Raw genomic sequence first — 18,470 nt, forward strand, 5'->3', positions numbered from 1 at the left:
TTAGGCAAAGAATGCAGTTACAAATTCCGGAACGACAATGAGGAAGATCATCGCACCTCCATAACCGAGAATTTCTTTGTTGACATCCTGGTCTCCATTCGTCCATTTGTTATAGACTCTAAGACCACCGATGAAACCAACCAATCCTCCAACGGCTTTTAGGATTAGTTTTATCGGATCCCAATAATCCCGAATATCACTGGCAGCATTTGAAATTGCCGTCGCACCGCCCTGTGCAAAAACAGGAGTAACGGCTAAGAGCATGACGAAAGCCGTAAGGACTTTTTTCATCATCATGTGTTTTTTGAATTTTTGATTCATAAAAAATGAAATTTTAGAAGGTTAATAATGAATTGAATGTTTAGTTTTAGGCGTAGAATTCCCCGCAACGGTTTTTTAAGTCGTTGTAAATGATACTGTTAAATATTTTTGGGTTTAGAGGTTACATCATGGACTGATACGTTTTAAATCCATCGGTATTGGCAATAAGCTGTACACTGGTTTCCGCCAGATTGAGCATTTGATGCCATTTGTTTGTATTTAATTTTTGAATGGGTGATGTAGGTTCCTCACGATGCTGATTCTGACTCTTTTCTTCATTTTTTGAAAGAAGAGCTTCTGCATTTTCAGGAGTATTTTCTGTTGATTCTTCTTTGTTATTAAAATCATCCATATTTTCTTCGGATTCAAATTTTTCCCTCCAGTATTCCACGTCCTGTATTTCATCAGAATCTTCGGGGGATGTCGGGATGAGTTCTCTTTTGCTGAATGATTTTGGGGTATTGAGATTTTCTACATCATCAATACCGATTTCCTGTACTTTATCTTTGTTCTTTTCTGCAAACTCGCCCAATGAAAATTCCTCCGTTGCATCAGTTTGTACAGCCTTTTCTTTTTTCAGGAAAAGGTCATAAACGATATTTCCGGCATAATAGAGTAGGTAAGCTCCTAGAAGGATCAATAAGTATTTTAACATATCTATTTTGGTTTTTAGTGAATCGTATTTAGTTTTTGTTTCAGACCTTATAATGTGATTTCTAATGTTTCATTGATATATTCCATGAGTTCATTAAATGGATTTTTCACTGCATATTTCTGTTCATGTGTCAGTTTCCTGGTATTAATGGTTTGCAAGCAGTTCCTTTTGAATACAGAGTTTTTCAGTAGTTTTCCGTATTTGGTAATTTCGATATCCATTCCTTCCTGATTCAGATATTTATAGCCTTTATCATATTTTGATCGGATAAAAATCCGTTCTGACTGACTTTCTAAAAGTCCTAAGAGATTCACAAATACCAAAGTTGATTTTGCAGATACATCGGAATATTCAAACGGAATGACGATAACATCACTGTAAATCAACAAATCGCTGTATTTCGCATCTAATGTTCCTGCCAAGTCAAATAAGTTGATGTCTTCACTTTCTTTTAAATTAATGAGTGTTTCAAAATCTGCAAAAGGTTGTTCATCCTCTTCGCCAATGATCTCCACGTTGTATAATTTAGGAAGGTCCAAAAATTCGTCTTCTTTCCATTTATGGTAGAATGATTTCTGATAATCGAAGTCGAAAACATTGATTTTCCTTTCCGATAGGGAAGAGATGTAGTTGGCAAAAGCTATGGCTAATGTTGTTTTTCCGGTTCCTCCTTTTTGGGTGGCAAATGTGATAATCATAGGTTTGGTTGTCAGTTGTTGGTTGTCGGTTGTCAGTTGTTGGACTTAAAAAAAATGTTGATTTTTCCATCAACTATCAACTAAAAACCATCAACTACTTTCTCTTTTTTCTTCGTTTTTTAAGTTCGTCTTCCGCAGGATCTTTTGCCGTTCCTGAACTTTTCATCAATTCAAATAGCATTTCGTTTACGGTTTTATTTAATTCTGTTTTTTCTTCATTTTCAGTTCGGTTTTCATTGGTTTGAATCGGATTTATAAATTTTTGAAATTCCTTTTCTCCGATTAATGACCGAAGATCTGCGATGTAATGGAATCGGGTATGAATCGCATACATTTTTCCGTCTTCCGCTTTTGTTATTGAAATGTTTTTATCCTTATTTTGTTTGATATTTTTGATAAAATCCTTTACTTCAAATTGTACTTTCCGGTAGGTTTCCAGATCTTTTTTGCCTTTGTTCTCAAAAAGCCTAAAACCCTTAATTTCTGCTTTGGGATATCTGCTTGTCAAAAATTGCAGCAGTATCTTTTTTGAATCCTGATTGGGAATGTTGTAGTCTTTTATGATTTCAAAAAGTTTCTTATCTAATTTTTCGGAAGTGAATTCAAACAAATCATTCATTTTCATGATCTCACTTCCTTTGTAAACACGCCCTGTTTTATGGTCAATGACCGAATAACCGAAAGGATTTTGATCTTCTTTGCTGTGAAAAATCACATCAATCCCGAATACATCTCTTAGCTTTTTCTGTAATTCGCTCTCAAATTCAATTTTGGGTTTCCAATCATCATTTTGCTTTTCTGTAGGAAGCATCGATTCTTGCTGTGACTTGTTTATCACTTCGTCGAATCTTCGATTTCGTCTGTCTTCCACTTTAAAAACTTTATTGGGATACAGTTCTTTGTATTTACTTGCAATGGCTTTAATTTGTTTGGTTCTGCTGTCATTTTTTATATTATCAAAAACAATCTGCTTTCCCGATACTGTCCGCTGAATAACTCCGTTTTTTAAGATGTCAAAAGAATTTTCATCATTTGTGTTTTTGCTGAGTTTGTAACCTTTCCTGTGGAGAAGGGTTTCTAATTGATGGAGCGAACCTATCTTGTAGTCCAACAGATTGTTTAATTTTTTTTCCTCACTGATTCCGTAGAGCTTTTCCATCACGCTGGCTAAAGCTTTTTGGGATTTCAGTTTTTCATAACTGTCATTTACTTTCTTACCGGTTGATTTATCAACTCTGGTCGATACGATGTGAACATGGTTGTTTTCAGTATCGTTATGAAAAACCACAATAAAAGGTTGATTCTCATAACCCATTTCCTGCATGAAATTTTCCGCAACTTTTGTCAGTTCTTCTTTGGAATGCTCCTGAAATTTTGTGGAAATAACTGCGTGGAATTGTGGTTTCTTTACTTTTTCACTCTTAGAAACTGATTTAAAATAATCCCGAATCTGCTCTTGGCTACTGTCTTCATTGATGAAGGAAGGGAAATTTTTCATCAGCATCAGTTCTCCGGTTCCTTTCTCCACTTTCTTATCGTTGTATTGAACTCCATGAAAGCTAGAACTTGCAGAACCTAAAATCTTAATGATCATGAGCAATCAGAGAGTAGATTTTTATGAAAATTTCATTCTGTTGCTTTTTCAGTTCAATGACGGTTTTCATTTGCTCTTCGAAAAGGATTAATTCTTTTCCTCCGATAAATTTTTGTCCGTTTGCTATTTTTGCTACTTGGTTAATATTGTTTTCAATTTTAGCAAAAAGGTTGTCTTGCTTTTCAATGAACGCTAATACTTTTTTCCTCTCGTCGTCCATCATTCGGTTTTCAACTGAATTGATGATTAAATTGGTTAGGGAAATTTGCTTTTGGGAACATTGTTTTTTCCAAGCTATTTTCCTTTCTTTCTTAATTCGGAATTTTATGACATCTGATTCTTCAATCATCTTTTCAGCTTCTTATTGAACCATTTCTTTATTATTCAGCCATCCATTGCATTGTACCGTTCACTGTTTTTAGAATATAATTTCCATTTGCTGGAGGTGTTGGAATTGGTGGTGTATTCGTTTTATCTTCCCATCCAAATGTGCCATCTGGTTTAGCAACAATTATTTTGGTGAACGCATTTCCATTTTCTAAATAGGAAGGATTAATAATCAATTTTCCATTTAACCTAAACCATCTTTCAATAAAATCACCAGTTACCAAAGCATTTGCTAATGAACTTCGGCTTGGATCACTGAAAACACCTTCATTGGTCATCGAATTGTAATCCGCCATTGTAAGCGTATTATTTGAATGAATGATGAGTTTGTTGCTGATATTACTATCGGAAAACCCAGCTCCACTGCCAATTAAAATATTATTACTTCCGAGAGTTGTTACAGGAGCATTGCCGTTTGAGGAACCAGCATTATTTCCGATAAGGACATTATAGTTGCCAAGATTTCGAAATTGACCTGCCTTATACCCAAATATGGAATTGTAGCTTCCGATGCTATTGTGATAAGCCGCAGCCATCCCGAATATTGAATTTTTGTGACCAGTGGTATTATTTGCTCCAGCTTCGTCACCGAAAAAACTGTTTGCATTTCCAGTGGTTGTTTTCCCACCAGCAAATGATCCGACTGCTGTTGAATAGGCTGAAGTGGTAATTTTTTCAAATGCATTGTACCCGAAACCAATATTATAATTTCCGGTTTGGTTGGGATTCATATTTCCAAAATACATCGAATAAGTATTTTCATTCATTCCCAAAGCGCCATCTCGAGACGGAGAGGCTGTATTTCCAATGAACGAAATGTATCGAGGTGAATAATTTCCCCTTTTCACAACATCTTCAAGAGTGTCATCTTCAAAAGACTTCCAAATTAATCCATCGAAATAGTAATATCCGTTTTCAACAACATTGGCTGTTTTGAATGAAGTTTCAGAGAAAAGTAAAGGTTCTGTTACAAAAACGATTGTTCCTTTTTGGTCGTCATTATATAATGCATCTTTAAGTTTTAAATCAGAACCTTTTAATCGTGGAGCAATAATCCCATCTGCTTTTGAAGCATCTGTGATATTGACCATAACATCCAAAGTTGCTTTTGGTTCGGTCGTATTAATTCCAACTTGTGAGAAAATAACAATATTGAAAATAAGTGATAAGGCAGTGAAAAATCTCTTCATGTGATTAATAATTATGATGCAAAATTGACACTTTGATAAATATTTATCACTATAATTACGAATCTGTGGTTTACTTAATCGTATTTTGGATTAAAAACTATTCAATTTGTAATTCTAAAATCTAATTTGGATGATTCTGGGTTATTGGGGGAAAAATCTTGAAATTATAATTGAAAATTGCTGCTGAAATGGGTAACCTCTTTTATTAATTTCAGTACCCTACAAAAAAAACAAGTTCCGCAGTTTTTTCTCTTTTTTACAAAAAAAGCAAGATCGTCTTAGTTCCTATAACTTGAAAAGTTTGTGGGCACAAAGACACATCTTGCTATAAAATGTCGCCTAATTTTTAGAATTCTAAAAATTTGTTTGGAATATTGAATTTAGGAATGTTAAGCGATAATTCAGATGTTTTGCTTTAGAAACAAAAAATAATGCAAAAACTGCTTTTTGAACCTATATCTTTTTTACGCAGGTTTCGGTTAGGGTGGAGTTGTTTTACGCAGGTTCTAAAATCAGCTGTAATCATTTTACGCAGGTCGTAGATATTTAAGTGTTTACACTACTCAGGTTTTGAGAATAATTGTAGTTATTTCATACATTTAAAACATTTTTTACTTGTACTTATTTTACGCAGGTTGTGGATTTATTTGTATCTGTAGTATACAGGTTTGAGAATAGGTTGCATTTGTTTTGTACAGGGAAAATATTTTTATTCCAGATATTCTTATGTAACATTGGTTACAATAAAAATCATTCTATAGAAGTAACTTTGTTGCAGTAAGTATTTCAAATGATTTTCTTTGAAGAAAGCAATCTTGTACATATTCCTTTTTGCTTTAGTGTTTAGAATATTCTATGCACAGTTTCATTATGCCTTTTATTTACTAGACACCGACAGGTATATAGAATTTTTTTGTAAAAATCAGGAGAAACCCGAATTACAATGTAACGGAAAGTGTAGCTTAAATAAAGTTACAGAAGAGTCGTCCGAAAAACAAGGGAAAATTCCTGAGCAGATTACATCTATCAGTTTCCTTGATTTTATTCCTGCTGAAGAACTATCCATTCATTTTACATATTTTGAATATGTAATGAAAAAAAACTTGACGGAATACGCTTCCCAATATTCTTTTCTGTTTTTTCATAAAGAGAAACAACCTCCACAAAATTTGATGATCTGATTGTTCAAAATTCCGAATAATATTCGGGACACATTTATCATTCATCAAATTTTAAAAAATGAAATCAATATTATTGGTTTCGCTGTGTGCTGTGCCTATTATGGCAGTTGCTCAAAGCGAACAAAAAGAGGATACGATAAAAACAACAATTCTCAATGAAATCATAGTTACAGGTTACAGATTGGAAAACCCCACATTCAGCAAGGTTTCCAACAACTATGACGAAAAAATAGTCCAACCTAAAAATGTAGCGGGTTTATTTAGTGACATCAATGGATTTTCCTTGATAAAGAGAGGAAATTACGCAATGGATCCCACATTTCGTGGTGCACAATATGAGCAATTGAACATTCAATACGATGGTGGACTGAAAGTGATGCACGCTTGTCCCAATCGTATGGATCCGATTACCTCTCACATTTCACCTGAAGAAATTGAGAAAATAGAAATCATTAAAGGCCCCTATAGTGTGCGGTACGGTGCAAATTTTGGAGGCATCGTCAATCTGATCACACGCAATCCATCAAAAGGAGAACACGGCTTTCACGGTTCGGTGGCTTCAGGCTACGAAACCAATGGAAGTGCCTATGTAGGAATGGCTCAACTACAGTATGTAACACAAAAATTTGACGTAGCTGGAAATTTCGGTTACAGAGATTATGGTAATTACAAGGATGGTGACGGCATTGAAATTCCGTCCTCATTCAGAAGTACTGACTATGGTTTGAAATTAGGCTATAATATCAATCCGAATCAGCGTATTCAAGCATCCTGGAGACAGGCTTTCGGACGAGATTTGCTCCACGCAGGTCTTCCTATGGATACCGAATATGACAACAGCAGCATTGCTTCATTGGATTACAAATGGGATAATGTTGGGAAAAATCTGAAAAGTCTGCAAGTAAAAACCTACTACAGTTATGTAGATCATCTGATGACGAATTATAACCGTACTACGGCAAAAGCGACAGAAGCAGCAGCCGATGTAAATTCTACAACCATCGGAGCAAAAGCAGAATTCGAATGGAAAACGTCCGATAAACTTCATTTTTTTAGCGGAGTGGACTATCTGCACATTGGTAGAGATGGAGACCGAACAAGACTGATAAAGATGCAGAACGGTAATCCATTGCCTAACCCTATTACAAGAATAAATTCTATATGGCAGGATTCGTATATTGACGATATAGGAGCTTATACGGAAGCTAAGTGGAACTTTCTGCCTTCCTATATTTTATCCGCTGGATTACGTTACGATATGGTCATTTCAGACATTCGTAAACCGGAAGCAGATTTTTCCGCATTGTATGATTTGGATAAAAGAACAGAGCATAATCTAAGCGGAACCATTTCGTTGAAAAAGGCATTTTCAGACCGCCTGTTTTTAGAATTTGCTTATGGTCGTGGTGTGCGTTCTGCCAATATGATCGAGCGATACATCAACCAGTTCAATGTAGGACAGGATAGCTATACTTATACCGGAAATCCTGATTTGAAAGCTGAAATAAATAATCAGTTTGAAATTGGATTAAGCGGTTATGAAAACCTAAGTGGCTTTTTCAATACCATTCGTTTTGAGGGATCTGTGTATTATGGCTTTTTGAAAAATTATATTTCAGCAGTGATTGAGCCTGATATAGCATCTGATGCAAAAGTATTTACAAATATAAAAGATGCTTATAAAACAGGTATTGATGCTTCTGCAAAATTGGATTTCGGAAAGTACTATTTCTTAAAAACAGATTTGTCTTATATCTATACCAGAAATAAGGATTTTGATGAATCTTTACCGTTAATTCCTCCCTTCACAGCTCGTATTTCTACAGGAATAGAAAAAGAAAAATTCTGGGGAAATATTCAGTACAATATTGTTGCAACCCAAAATGAGTTGGCATATTCATTCGGAGAAATCAGAACAGGAGGTTATCAGACTATGGATGTGCGGTTAGGTTATAAACCTGTTGAAAAACTAAGTATCGGAATAGCCGGGCTAAATATTTTTGATAAGACATATCACAACCACTTGAATTTTGCATTCCGAAATCAGGAAGGTTTTGCCAGCGTTCCGATTAATGAAGCAGGTAGAAATTTTACGGTTTTCATGCAATATAAATTTTAATGTATACAGCCAAAATCCAAACATAAAATCACCACGCTAACAGGAATTGCCATTGTTGTTGCCAATATGATCGGCACAGGTGCATTTACCAGTTTAGGGTTTCAACTCAAAGACTTGAATGATCCTTCGGTTGTACTTACTCTTTGGGTTTTAGGCGGTATTTTGGCTCTTTCGGGAGCGTTCAGTTATGCTGAAGTAGGAACGGTTATTTCAAAATCAGGAGGAGAATATGCTTTCTTGTCCAAAATTTACAATCCTTTAATCGGATATCTTTCGGGATGGATTTCGCTTACCGTTGGTTTTGCGGCACCGATTGCTTTAGCTGCGATTGCTTTTTCGGAGTATTTTCCATTTGGGAATTTCAATGTCAAATGGATGAGTATTTCCTTGGTCGCTGTCATCACATTAATCCATACCCGAAGTTTGAAACTGAGTGCTGAGTTTCAGAACATCAGTACTTTGCTCAAGGTAATTTTGATTGTCATAATTATTGGTGTTGGTTTGATTTTGCCGGAGCATTCGGGTAATGAAATTATGACTTCAAAAGGATATTTTACCGAATTAACGTCAACAGCTTTTGCCATAGCACTGATTTATGTAAGCTATTCCTACTCGGGCTGGAATGCGGCAGCTTATATTACCGAAGAATTTGAAAATCCTTTAAAATCTTTACCCAAAGCACTTATTGGAGGAACGGTTTTGGTAACGGTTTTATACACCTTATTGCAATACGTTTTTCTGAAGCACGTTCCGGTTGAGAATTTAGCCGGACAGTTGGACGTAGGCACCATTGCTACAAAGCAAATGTTGGGAGAAAAAGTAGGAAATTTTTTTGGGTTGGCTATTTCATTACTGTTAATCTCAGGCATTAGTGCTATGGGTTGGGTTGGGCCGAGAGTAACATTAAGCATTGCAAAAGAACATCGTCTTTGGTCGTACTTTCAAACACAGGAAAACGGCATTCCTAAAAGAGCTTTGTGGTTGCAGTTTGGCATCAGTGCATTATTGTTGCTTACCGGAACCTTTGAACAGATTATGATTTATTGCGGAATATTGCTCACGGCTTCTTCTTTAATGACGGTTTTAGGTGTATTCAAATTGCGAAAGCAAAAGCAAAATCAACAAATAAAAGGTTTCAAAAGTCCATTATTTCCGCTGTTTCAAATTGTGTTTATTCTTTTATCTGTATGGATGATTACCTACGCGTTTATCAATAATCCGTTTGAAACAATATTAGGAATGAGCAATTTACTCATTGGAACAGGGACTTATTTCTGGAGTAAAAAATTAAAAAAGTCTAATTATTAATATAAAATGAAAAAACAAATTATTACCGCAATCCTTGCGATTGCCTCAACCAGTACAATTATGGCACAGGAACATCAAAACAAAAAGCATCACGGTCACGGAGACGGAAAACCTGCACACTCTGCAAATGAATATATGCACAAATCTTCTACGGATGATTTGATTAACCGTTTCGAATCCAAAGAACGTGACGAATACCAGCAACCGCACAAGGTGATGCAATACTTAGGCGACATCAATGGAAAAGCCATTATGGACATTGGTGCGGGAACGGGATATTTTTCTGTGAAACTTGCCAAACACGGAGCAAATGTAATTGCAGCCGATGTAAATGATGAGTTTCAGACTTTCCTAAAAAAACGTATTGAAGACAACAAAATCGAGAATATCACTCTTCGCAAAATACCTTTTGACAGTCCTGATTTGAAAGACAATGAAGTGGATATGGTGTTAATCGTAAATACATATCACCATATTGACAATCGAGCCGAGTATTTTGCAAAAGTAAAAAAAGGTTTGAAAAACAATGGAGAATTGGTCGTGATTGATTTCTTCAAAACAGATGTTCCGGTGGGTCCGCCAACCGACCATAAAGTGTCTATCGATGAAGTAATTGCTGAATTGAAAAAAGCAGGTTATACTTCTTTCGAGGTGAATGTAGATTTACTGCCATATCAATTTATTATTGAAGCGAAATAAATCTCCTTTCTGTAACAATGGTTACTGTGTAAAATCCTGTTACGGCATAATTTTACAACAGTTTAAAATGTAAGAAAAATGGAAAATAAGGCAACAATACAGGAGTTCAATCGCTTCTTGAATATTCACGAACAACTTTATCTTCAAACTCTGGAATTACTGAAAGATGTTCCAGATGAAGTATTTAACAGTACACCAATTGATAACGAAGTGATGTATCTCGGAACCCGTGTCAATACGATTAATATAGGTGGATTAATCCGTCATTTTGTATTGGCAGAAATTCATTGGTTTCAAGCGATGAAGGAAGGAGAAAACGGACTGGCAATTCCAAAACCAGATAACGCTTCTTTATTGGAAAACATTGCAGACGGACAAGAACTGGTCGAAAAATACAAAGACGTTTTTGCCAAAGGATTTGAAATCCTAAAAAGCTATACCGAAAAAGATTTGAATAAAACCGTTTCCTTTATGGGACGGAAATACACGGTAATGGCATTTCTGTGGATTACGTTTGGGCATCATTCGTATCATTTAGGACAGGTGGATATGCTGATGCGTCAAAACGGAATTTATCCGGCTGAATATATGGAATGGCCCAACACTTCAACCTTAATAGGCTAATGGAAAACATTAGAAAAAAGTACGAAGAACTGCTGGGTTTCGTTCCGGAAAACATCGAAAAAAGGTTAAAATTGGCAGCACTTTCAGACGAAACAGATGCCATAGAAATCATCGAAAAATACCGAGAACAACTCATTTACAACAATCCGTTGGACAAGAAAACCCAGCAATTGGTTCATTTTGCTCTATTGATTGGCGGTATGCACAAAGAACCTGCAAAATTGCACGCTAAAGGAGCCTTAAAAGCCGGAGCTACCGTAAAAGAACTTTTTGGAGTTTGCGAAACCGCAGCCATTACAGGTGGAATGCCTGCATTTAGCATGGCAGTAGATTGCGTATTTGAAGCAATTGAAAACCTGGCTTAAAATTTTTTTATTTGTGTAACCTATGTTACAGTGTAGCTTAATGAGTTAAACTACTTTTACATTTTTAAAATAGTTTGGATTAAATGGATTTGTCTGAAAGACAGCTGGAAATCATAAAGGCATCAGGTAAAATATTGATGGAAAGTGGCATTGCAGGGCTTACAACTAAAAATTTGGCGCGGGAAATGCATTTTTCAGAAAGTGCTTTGTATCGTCATTTCAAAAATAAAGAGGCAATCATAACACTACTAATTGCCTATTTATCAGAAAATATTACCCAGCGTTTTGATACTATTATCAATACAAAACAATCACCGGAAGAAAAGTTTAAAGCACTTTTTAAAAGTCAGTTTTCGTATTTCAAGCAAAATCCGTGTTTCATCAATATTGTTTTATCAGACGGGTTGATTGATAATTCTGATGAGGTAAAAAATGCCATACAGCAATTATTACAAACTAATTTCATCCGTTTCAATTCCCTGATAAAGGGAGGACAAGAGACAGGTGTTTTTAGAACAGTAATAGCTTCAGAAGAACTCGTGCATATCGTTATGGGTACGTTTCGGCTGCAAATGCTGAAGTGGAAATTGGCTTCTTTTGAATTTGATATTGAGGTTCAGGGACAAAAAACAATGAATAGCATTTTAGCTTTAATAAAGGTCTAATTTATAATATTTTTTTGAATGAAAAAGTTAGTGAATATTCACAAGCATAAATTACTAATAGTCATCCTTTTCTTGCCTTTTATGGTATGGTCGCAGGAGAAGAAAGAATTTCACACGCTGGACGAAGTACTTGCCTTTGCAAAGGAGAAAAAAGTCAGTTTCAGAAATGACATCATCCAGCAAAATTTAGCAGAGCTGACCAGAAAAACCGCAGTTGGAAATGCCTTTAATCCGAGAATTCCGGTATCGGCTCAGGTTATTGATAATATGAATTTGCAAACCAATTATATTCCTGCTGAAGTTTTCGGCGGTTTGCCAGGTGCTTTTCGCGAAATCACAATGGGTTTACAATATGTCAGCACATTCAGCATACAACCGCAGTTCGATATTATTAACCTTGGAAATATAAGCCGTATAAAACTTGCTAAAACCAATCAGGAACTGGTAGCCAATCAGCAAAAAATAAACGAATGGACTATTTATGACCAGTTGAACGGCATTTACTTTAATATCTTATCGTTTCAGGGACAGCAACAAATAGTAGAGCAGAATATCGTCATTGCAAAACAAATTTTAACCATCGTAAACAACAGATTTGAAGAAGGACTTGTACGCAAACAAGATGTAAACGAAGCCGAAGTGAACCTTATTCGATTACAGGATCAGCTTTCGCAATTGCAATTTAATATCCAAATCCAACAGCAAAACCTTGCTTTGTTTTTTGAGAATGAAGTCAATCCCATTTTAAATCAAAACATTCGAGATTTTGATCATAAACAAATATTGACAGAAGCAAACAACAATTTATGGGTAAACCATTATCAGCTGAGAGAAAAAGTGGCAGAACAGGAATGGAAAGCGGCACAAAAACAACAGTTACCCGTTTTGGGATTTGTATCTTCCTTTAATTGGCAAAACTTGAGTAATGAGTCCTTTTTTCATCCTAATTCCAATTGGATTAGATATAATTATGTTGGTCTTCGTTTGAGTTGGGATTTACCTACTACCGTTTCAAAATATTCGGCGGTGAAAGAGAAAAAAATGCAATGGCAAATGGCCGAAAATGATCGTATTCACTTTTTGCGTGAAAACGAAACCCGCAATAGCAATTTGTTGGTGGAGTACGAAAAAACATCTTCACAGCTCGAAAACTTTAAGAAAATTCAAACCCTGAAAGAAGATACTTATCAGAAATACTTCGATCAGTATCAGGAAAATATTCTGCCCTTAGACAAATTACTTACTGCACAAACTGATATGCTGCTGAGCCAGCTAAATGTTATTACAGCTTTGGCAGGCATTGGATTTAGTGAAAATAAAATTATCATCAATAATAAGTTTTAAACATATGAAAATAAAGTTGTTCGTTACCATTGTACTATTCGTTACACTACAATCCTGTGGTTCAAAGGAAGAAGCGCAGCCGGTGGTAAAAGATATAAAAGAATTAGTTTTTGCATCGGGAATGCTCGATTGGGATGATGCCTATCATCTCGCGGCACAAACAGATGGCATACTTACAGAAGCCAATTTTGAGGTGGGAGACAAAGTGAATACAGGAAAGGTCATTGCGGTTATCGACAATCCGTCTAACCGTATCAATACGCATTCGGCAGAGGAACAATTAACCATTGCCAACGAAAACCTAACGGAAAATTCGCCTGCCATTCAGCAACTGGAACAAAACATTCGCTATGCAGAAAGCAAATACGAGCAAGACAAACAACAAGCTGAACGTTATGAACGCCTGTTCCAAAAGCAAAGTGTAGCCAAGGTAGAATTTGAAAATATGCAACTGGCAACAAAAAATTCACTGGCACAGCTGAATGCCTTAAAAAAGCAAAAAACAGAACTGTTGCAACGTGCCAAAATACAGCAAATTTCTAACAAAAATCAGCTACAAAACAGCAAAGTGATAGAACGATACAATCAACTGATAATACCTCAAAATGGTACGATTGTCAATAAGCTGAAATCAACAGGAGATTATGTCAAAAAAGGAGATATTGTTGCCACAATTGCTGATGACAGCAAACCGGAAGTGGTATTGAATGTAGATGAAAAAAGCATCGGAAAAATAAAATTGGGACAATTGGTTTATATTCAGTTTAACACAGATAAAAGCAACGTGTACGAAGGCAAAATCAGTGAAATAGTTGCTGCGTTTGATGAAAAAACACAATCATTTATTGTAAAAGTGCTGCTGAATGAAGCACCTTCAAGTAGTATTTACGGCACACAACTGGAAGCTAATATTTTGACAAGCGAAAAGAAGAATGCTTTATTAATTCCGAGAAGCTATTTGGGTTTTGGAAATAAGGTAAAGCTAAAAAGAAAAGACGAACCCATTGTTGTAAAAACAGGTATCATTTCTACCGAATATGTAGAAATATTGGAAGGAATCAGCAAAGATGATATTCTGGAACATATAAAACTTTAGACTGATGAATATTAATACAGACATAGCCAGAACCTATCTGTTTTCGGGCAAAAAAATGACTGCTGTAGCCGTTCTTGGGGTATTGCTCGGAATGTCAATCTATATTTTCATGAACAGTTTACTGGTTGGTTTTGATAAAGCATCTGACGAAAATATTTTCAAAAATACGCCACATATTCGGTTGTACAATGATGATGTCATCAGCAAAAATCTGGTAAGTGATACTGCTGCCGAGTACCTGATTTCCAATCCGAAAGTAGTACCCAAAGTCAATACCATCATTAACCCGAACGGTATTGCAGAAATGGTACAACAACAGAAGGAAGTAACTGTGGTAACAGCCCAAGTCAACACAAGCGTGTTTTATAATAACGGAAAAACTCAGGTGAGTGGATTAAGCATCGGGATAAAGCCAGACGAAGCAGATATGATGTACAGCATTACATCATCAATGGTTGAAGGCAAATTTGAAACCCTGAAATCCGACCCGAACGGCATCGTAATCGGTATAGGAATAGCAGAAAAAATGAACTTGGCACTTGGTGATAATATCAATCTTACATCACAAAAAGGTGTAACTAAGAACCTCCGTGTAGCAGGTATTTTTCGATCATTTAATTCAACTGCAGACGACACCAAATCGTACGTTAATCTATACACGGCCCAGCAATTGCTCAAAGAAAACAATGTGTATGTAACAGACATCAGTGTCAATGTAAAAGATCCGTATCAAGTGGCAGCCGTTGCCGAAAAGTTATCTCAGTTAACCGGATACAAATCCGAAGATTGGAAAGAGAGTAACGAATCGCTGATGGCACTCAGCAAAATGCGGTTCATTATGATCAATTTTGTCTCTACAGCCATTATGCTCATTGCTGGTTTTGGCATTTACAATATCTTGAACATGACCGTTTCACAAAAAATAAATGACATTGCCATCTTAAAAGCTATTGGTTTTAAAGGGAAAGATGTGATACGGATTTTTGTAACGCAGGCATTATCTATTGGCTTGATTGGTGTAGTTGGCGGAATGTTGATGGCATTGCTAATGATTACCTTGTTGAAAAAGGTATATATCGGTGGTGACATAGGATACTTTCCTGTAGATTATGAACTGCAGAAATTCATTCAGGGAGTTGTTATGGGCTTAGTGATTACATTTTTTGCCGGATACATTCCTGCCCGTAAAGCAGCAAAAGTAGATCCGGTCAGCATTTTTAGAAAGTAAATCATGGATAAAAATATCGTTTTAAAAACAGAAAATATCGACAAGTATTTTTATGACCCGGTAGAATTTCAGGTGTTGAAAAATATTGGTTTTGAAGTAGAGAGAGGTGAATTTCTAACACTTATCGGGAAGTCAGGGAGTGGTAAATCTACTTTGCTCTATATCCTTTCCACTATGGACAGAGATTATAATGGAAATTTAGTGATAGATAATGAATTAATTACCGGAAAATCGGTTGATGAACTGGCTGCAATCCGAAACGAAAAAATAGGTTTTGTATTCCAGTTTCATTACCTGCTGTCAGAATTTACCTGTCTGAAAAATGTGATGATTCCTGCACTGAAATTAGGTAAGTTTTCACCAAAAGAAATAGAAGAACGGGCTTATGAAAAGTTAAAAATGCTGGGTATGGAAGATCAGGCTCTCAAACCTGCGAATAAACTTTCGGGTGGACAGCAACAACGTGTTGCCATTGCCAGAGCGTTAATTAATGATCCGTTGATTATTATGGGTGATGAGCCAACAGGTAATTTGGACAGTAAAAATACAGACATTGTTTTTGATATTTTCAAAGACCTGACCCGCAGTTTTGGACAGACCATTATCGCTGTCACCCACGATGATGAATTTGCTCAAAAAAGTGACCGAACCATAGAAATGAAAGACGGAAACATCATTGGCGGACATAAAAATTAAATACAATGAATAATAACATATCTATACCTCAATACATTGAAAATCAAACTTCGTATAAAAGAAAAGTTTCTTTATCGGAACTATTTCGTTCGCTGGTATTAGCACCGAGGTCAGCAATAGTATTTATCAAAAATAAAAAACAGAACACCATTGATGAGCAATTTTTAGAAAGATTGCAACTGGCAGTAACTGAGGTCAACTCTTGTGCCGTATGTTCATACGCCCATACGCAGATGGCATTAAAAATGAGAATGAATAACGATGAAATATCGGGTTTCCTTACGGGAGACAAAAGCTTTGTCAAACCCGAAGAATCGAAAGCCATCCTATTTGCTAAACATTATGCCGAAACACGTGGATTGCCCGAAATGGAAACATACGAAGCCATTGTAAAAGAATACGGAAAAGAAAAAGCAAGAATTATATTAGCTGCCATTCAACTGATGCTGATGGGCAATATGATTGGCTTACCAATGAGTGCACTCCGTGCCAGAAAGAAAGGGAAACCTTATTCAGATAGTTCTTTGTTGTATGAATACGGAATGATTATAGCCGCTATATTCATAATTCCGATTGCATTGGTTGTTTCATTCGTAAAATGGATTTTTGGAAGACCGAATATCTATTTTGAGACCAACAAAGAATAGGTAAAAGATTAAAACAATGGAACAACTGCTTTTTTGAATGATTTTTTATTCCTGCACCCCTATGTAACCTATGTTACTTACCGCCCAAATGAGAATTGCTAATTTTGGTAATTTAAAACTACACTATATCCATGTGAAGTTAGTGTAGATAATTATATAACATTGAAATTTTAAAGCAGTTAATATATGAAATCTATCTTTTTTAAAAGCAGTTTCCTTGGGTTGGTAGCCTTACTCTTCTTATCGAATTCCTCGTTTGCACAAGGTCTTTTTTTTGAACGTATTTATGACGAAACGCTATCACAGGCAAGTTATGTGATTGGCGATGCACAAACTAAAGAAGTAATTGTTATCGACCCTAAAAGAGACATTGATACCTATTTGCAAATTGCAGAGAAACATAATTTGAAAATTACCAAAATTACCGAAACACATATTCACGCAGACTTTCTCAGTGGTTCGAGAGAACTCGCAGCAGTTACTAAAGCACCCTTGTATTTATCCGATGAAGGCGGAAAAGATTGGCAATACGATTTTCCACATACCGGACTGAAAAATAGCGATAAGATTTCGGTTGGAAGTATTACGATAGAAGTCATTCACACCCCGGGACATACGCCCGAGAGCCTGACTTTTTTGGTTAAAGACGATACAGAAAATCCAATCAAAGCCATTACCGGAGATTTTATTTTTGTAGGAGATGTCGGTCGTCCTGATTTATTGGAGAAAGCAGCCGGACAGATTGGTTCGCAGGAGCTTGGAGCAAAACAACTCTACCGTTCTATCGAGAAATTTTTGAAATTACCAGATAATACCGAAATATGGCAGGGACACGGAGCAGGTTCTTTCTGTGGAAAAAGTTTGAGCAATATTCCACAATCGACTTTGAAACAGGAAAAACTGACTAATCCGGCTTTGCAATTTTCAGGGAAAGAAGCAGATTTTGTAATTTATATTTTGAAAGACCAACCAGCTCCACCAAAATATTTTGCGGTAATGAAGCATCTGAACAAAGCAGATCGTCCGCTATTGGTTGAAGTGCCAAAACTTGCTGAACTCAATCAAAAAGAAATAGATAATGCAATTAAAAATGGGTTAATCGTTATAGATGCCCGTCCTAAAGCAGTTTCGAGTCAAGGATTTATTTCGGGAAGTTTTCTGATTGAAAATATGAAAACATTCTCCACATTTGCCGGTTCGATTGTCGATTATCAAAACCAGATTATTTTGATTGCCGAAGAAAATCAAATCGAAGATTTGATGCGAAAATTGATGCGTATCGGGATGGACAACATCTATGGTTACATTACCAATCCGTCTGAACAAAATTTGGCTTTGCAAAATGTAAAAACCATTGATATAGAAACTTTCAAATCGTATTTAGGAAACAAAAAGATTCAAAAAATTGATGTTCGTACCGAAAGCGAATACAAAAATGGTCATATCAAAGGTGTTGAAAACATAGCATTGAATATACTTGAAAAAAATCTTGATAAAATCAATAAAAAAGAACCTGTCATCATCCATTGCCAAAGCGGAACAAGAGCGGCAATCGCTTATTCCATTCTTGTAAAAAACGGTTTTGAAAACATTCTGAATTATTCTGGTGGAATTAACGAATGGAAAGAAAAGAAGAATGAACTTGCCCAATAA

Annotated in this window: 19 protein-coding genes; 13 read left to right on the forward strand and 6 right to left on the reverse strand. The window is 35.9% G+C overall.

Annotation, left to right across the window (positions count from 1 at the left end):
• From IV513_RS03045 to IV513_RS03070, 6 genes are all read right to left on the reverse strand, one after another.
• Complete coding sequence (locus tag IV513_RS03045) at positions 1-321, reverse strand: DUF4134 domain-containing protein (protein WP_209389040.1); 321 nt, start codon at positions 319-321, stop codon at positions 1-3.
• A gap of 121 nt (positions 322-442) precedes the next feature.
• Complete coding sequence (locus tag IV513_RS03050) at positions 443-976, reverse strand: hypothetical protein (protein WP_209389041.1); 534 nt, start codon at positions 974-976, stop codon at positions 443-445.
• A 47-nt stretch (positions 977-1,023) separates the two neighbouring features.
• The gene (locus IV513_RS03055; protein WP_209389042.1) at positions 1,024-1,674 is read right to left on the reverse strand and encodes a ParA family protein; all 651 of its coding nucleotides are present in this window, start codon (positions 1,672-1,674) and stop codon (positions 1,024-1,026) included.
• Positions 1,675-1,768: 94 nt separating this feature from the next.
• The gene (locus tag IV513_RS03060) at positions 1,769-3,268 is read right to left on the reverse strand and encodes a relaxase/mobilization nuclease domain-containing protein (protein ID WP_209389043.1); all 1,500 of its coding nucleotides are present in this window, start codon (positions 3,266-3,268) and stop codon (positions 1,769-1,771) included.
• Positions 3,258-3,617: a hypothetical protein gene (locus tag IV513_RS03065; RefSeq protein ID WP_209389044.1), complete on the reverse strand. Its 360-nt coding sequence runs from the start codon at positions 3,615-3,617 to the stop codon at positions 3,258-3,260. The genes IV513_RS03060 and IV513_RS03065 overlap by 11 nt, the downstream gene beginning before the upstream one ends.
• A gap of 31 nt (positions 3,618-3,648) precedes the next feature.
• The gene (locus IV513_RS03070; RefSeq protein WP_209389045.1) at positions 3,649-4,845 is read right to left on the reverse strand and encodes a hypothetical protein; all 1,197 of its coding nucleotides are present in this window, start codon (positions 4,843-4,845) and stop codon (positions 3,649-3,651) included.
• Positions 4,846-5,645: 800 nt separating this feature from the next.
• Between IV513_RS03070 and IV513_RS03075 the strand changes: the two genes are divergently transcribed.
• The 13 genes from IV513_RS03075 (at position 5,646) to IV513_RS03135 (ending at position 18,470) form a co-directional block, all read left to right on the forward strand.
• Entirely contained in the window at positions 5,646-6,026 is a 381-nt protein-coding gene (locus IV513_RS03075) for a hypothetical protein (RefSeq protein WP_209389046.1), read from the forward strand.
• 58 nt (positions 6,027-6,084) lie between these two features.
• Positions 6,085-8,145: a TonB-dependent receptor gene (locus IV513_RS03080; RefSeq protein ID WP_209389047.1), complete on the forward strand. Its 2,061-nt coding sequence runs from the start codon at positions 6,085-6,087 to the stop codon at positions 8,143-8,145.
• Positions 8,146-8,172: 27 nt separating this feature from the next.
• The gene (locus IV513_RS03085) at positions 8,173-9,453 is read left to right on the forward strand and encodes an amino acid permease (RefSeq protein WP_317196396.1); all 1,281 of its coding nucleotides are present in this window, start codon (positions 8,173-8,175) and stop codon (positions 9,451-9,453) included.
• 6 nt (positions 9,454-9,459) lie between these two features.
• On the forward strand, positions 9,460-10,152 hold the full coding sequence (locus IV513_RS03090) for a class I SAM-dependent methyltransferase (RefSeq protein ID WP_209389049.1): 693 nt from the start codon (positions 9,460-9,462) through the stop codon (positions 10,150-10,152).
• A 78-nt stretch (positions 10,153-10,230) separates the two neighbouring features.
• Positions 10,231-10,776 (forward strand): DinB family protein, encoded by a 546-nt coding sequence (locus tag IV513_RS03095; protein WP_209389050.1) that lies wholly within the window; start codon positions 10,231-10,233, stop codon positions 10,774-10,776.
• Positions 10,776-11,141 (forward strand): carboxymuconolactone decarboxylase family protein, encoded by a 366-nt coding sequence (locus IV513_RS03100; protein WP_209389051.1) that lies wholly within the window; start codon positions 10,776-10,778, stop codon positions 11,139-11,141. The genes IV513_RS03095 and IV513_RS03100 overlap by 1 nt, the downstream gene beginning before the upstream one ends.
• A gap of 83 nt (positions 11,142-11,224) precedes the next feature.
• The gene (locus tag IV513_RS03105) at positions 11,225-11,806 is read left to right on the forward strand and encodes a TetR/AcrR family transcriptional regulator (RefSeq protein ID WP_209389052.1); all 582 of its coding nucleotides are present in this window, start codon (positions 11,225-11,227) and stop codon (positions 11,804-11,806) included.
• 18 nt (positions 11,807-11,824) lie between these two features.
• Positions 11,825-13,150, forward strand: a complete 1,326-nt coding sequence (locus IV513_RS03110; protein ID WP_209389053.1) for a TolC family protein — start codon at positions 11,825-11,827, stop codon at positions 13,148-13,150.
• A 4-nt stretch (positions 13,151-13,154) separates the two neighbouring features.
• Complete coding sequence (locus IV513_RS03115) at positions 13,155-14,246, forward strand: efflux RND transporter periplasmic adaptor subunit (RefSeq protein ID WP_209389054.1); 1,092 nt, start codon at positions 13,155-13,157, stop codon at positions 14,244-14,246.
• 4 nt (positions 14,247-14,250) lie between these two features.
• Positions 14,251-15,474, forward strand: coding sequence for an FtsX-like permease family protein (locus tag IV513_RS03120; protein ID WP_209389055.1), 1,224 nt, complete (start codon positions 14,251-14,253; stop codon positions 15,472-15,474).
• Positions 15,475-15,477: 3 nt separating this feature from the next.
• The gene (locus tag IV513_RS03125) at positions 15,478-16,170 is read left to right on the forward strand and encodes an ABC transporter ATP-binding protein (protein ID WP_209389056.1); all 693 of its coding nucleotides are present in this window, start codon (positions 15,478-15,480) and stop codon (positions 16,168-16,170) included.
• 5 nt (positions 16,171-16,175) lie between these two features.
• Positions 16,176-16,817, forward strand: a complete 642-nt coding sequence (locus tag IV513_RS03130; RefSeq protein WP_209389057.1) for a carboxymuconolactone decarboxylase family protein — start codon at positions 16,176-16,178, stop codon at positions 16,815-16,817.
• A gap of 186 nt (positions 16,818-17,003) precedes the next feature.
• Positions 17,004-18,470 (forward strand): rhodanese-like domain-containing protein, encoded by a 1,467-nt coding sequence (locus IV513_RS03135; RefSeq protein WP_209389058.1) that lies wholly within the window; start codon positions 17,004-17,006, stop codon positions 18,468-18,470.

Source organism: Chryseobacterium sp. RR2-3-20, assembly GCF_017808115.1.
Taxonomy (GTDB): Bacteria; Bacteroidota; Bacteroidia; order Flavobacteriales; family Weeksellaceae; genus Chryseobacterium; species Chryseobacterium oryzae.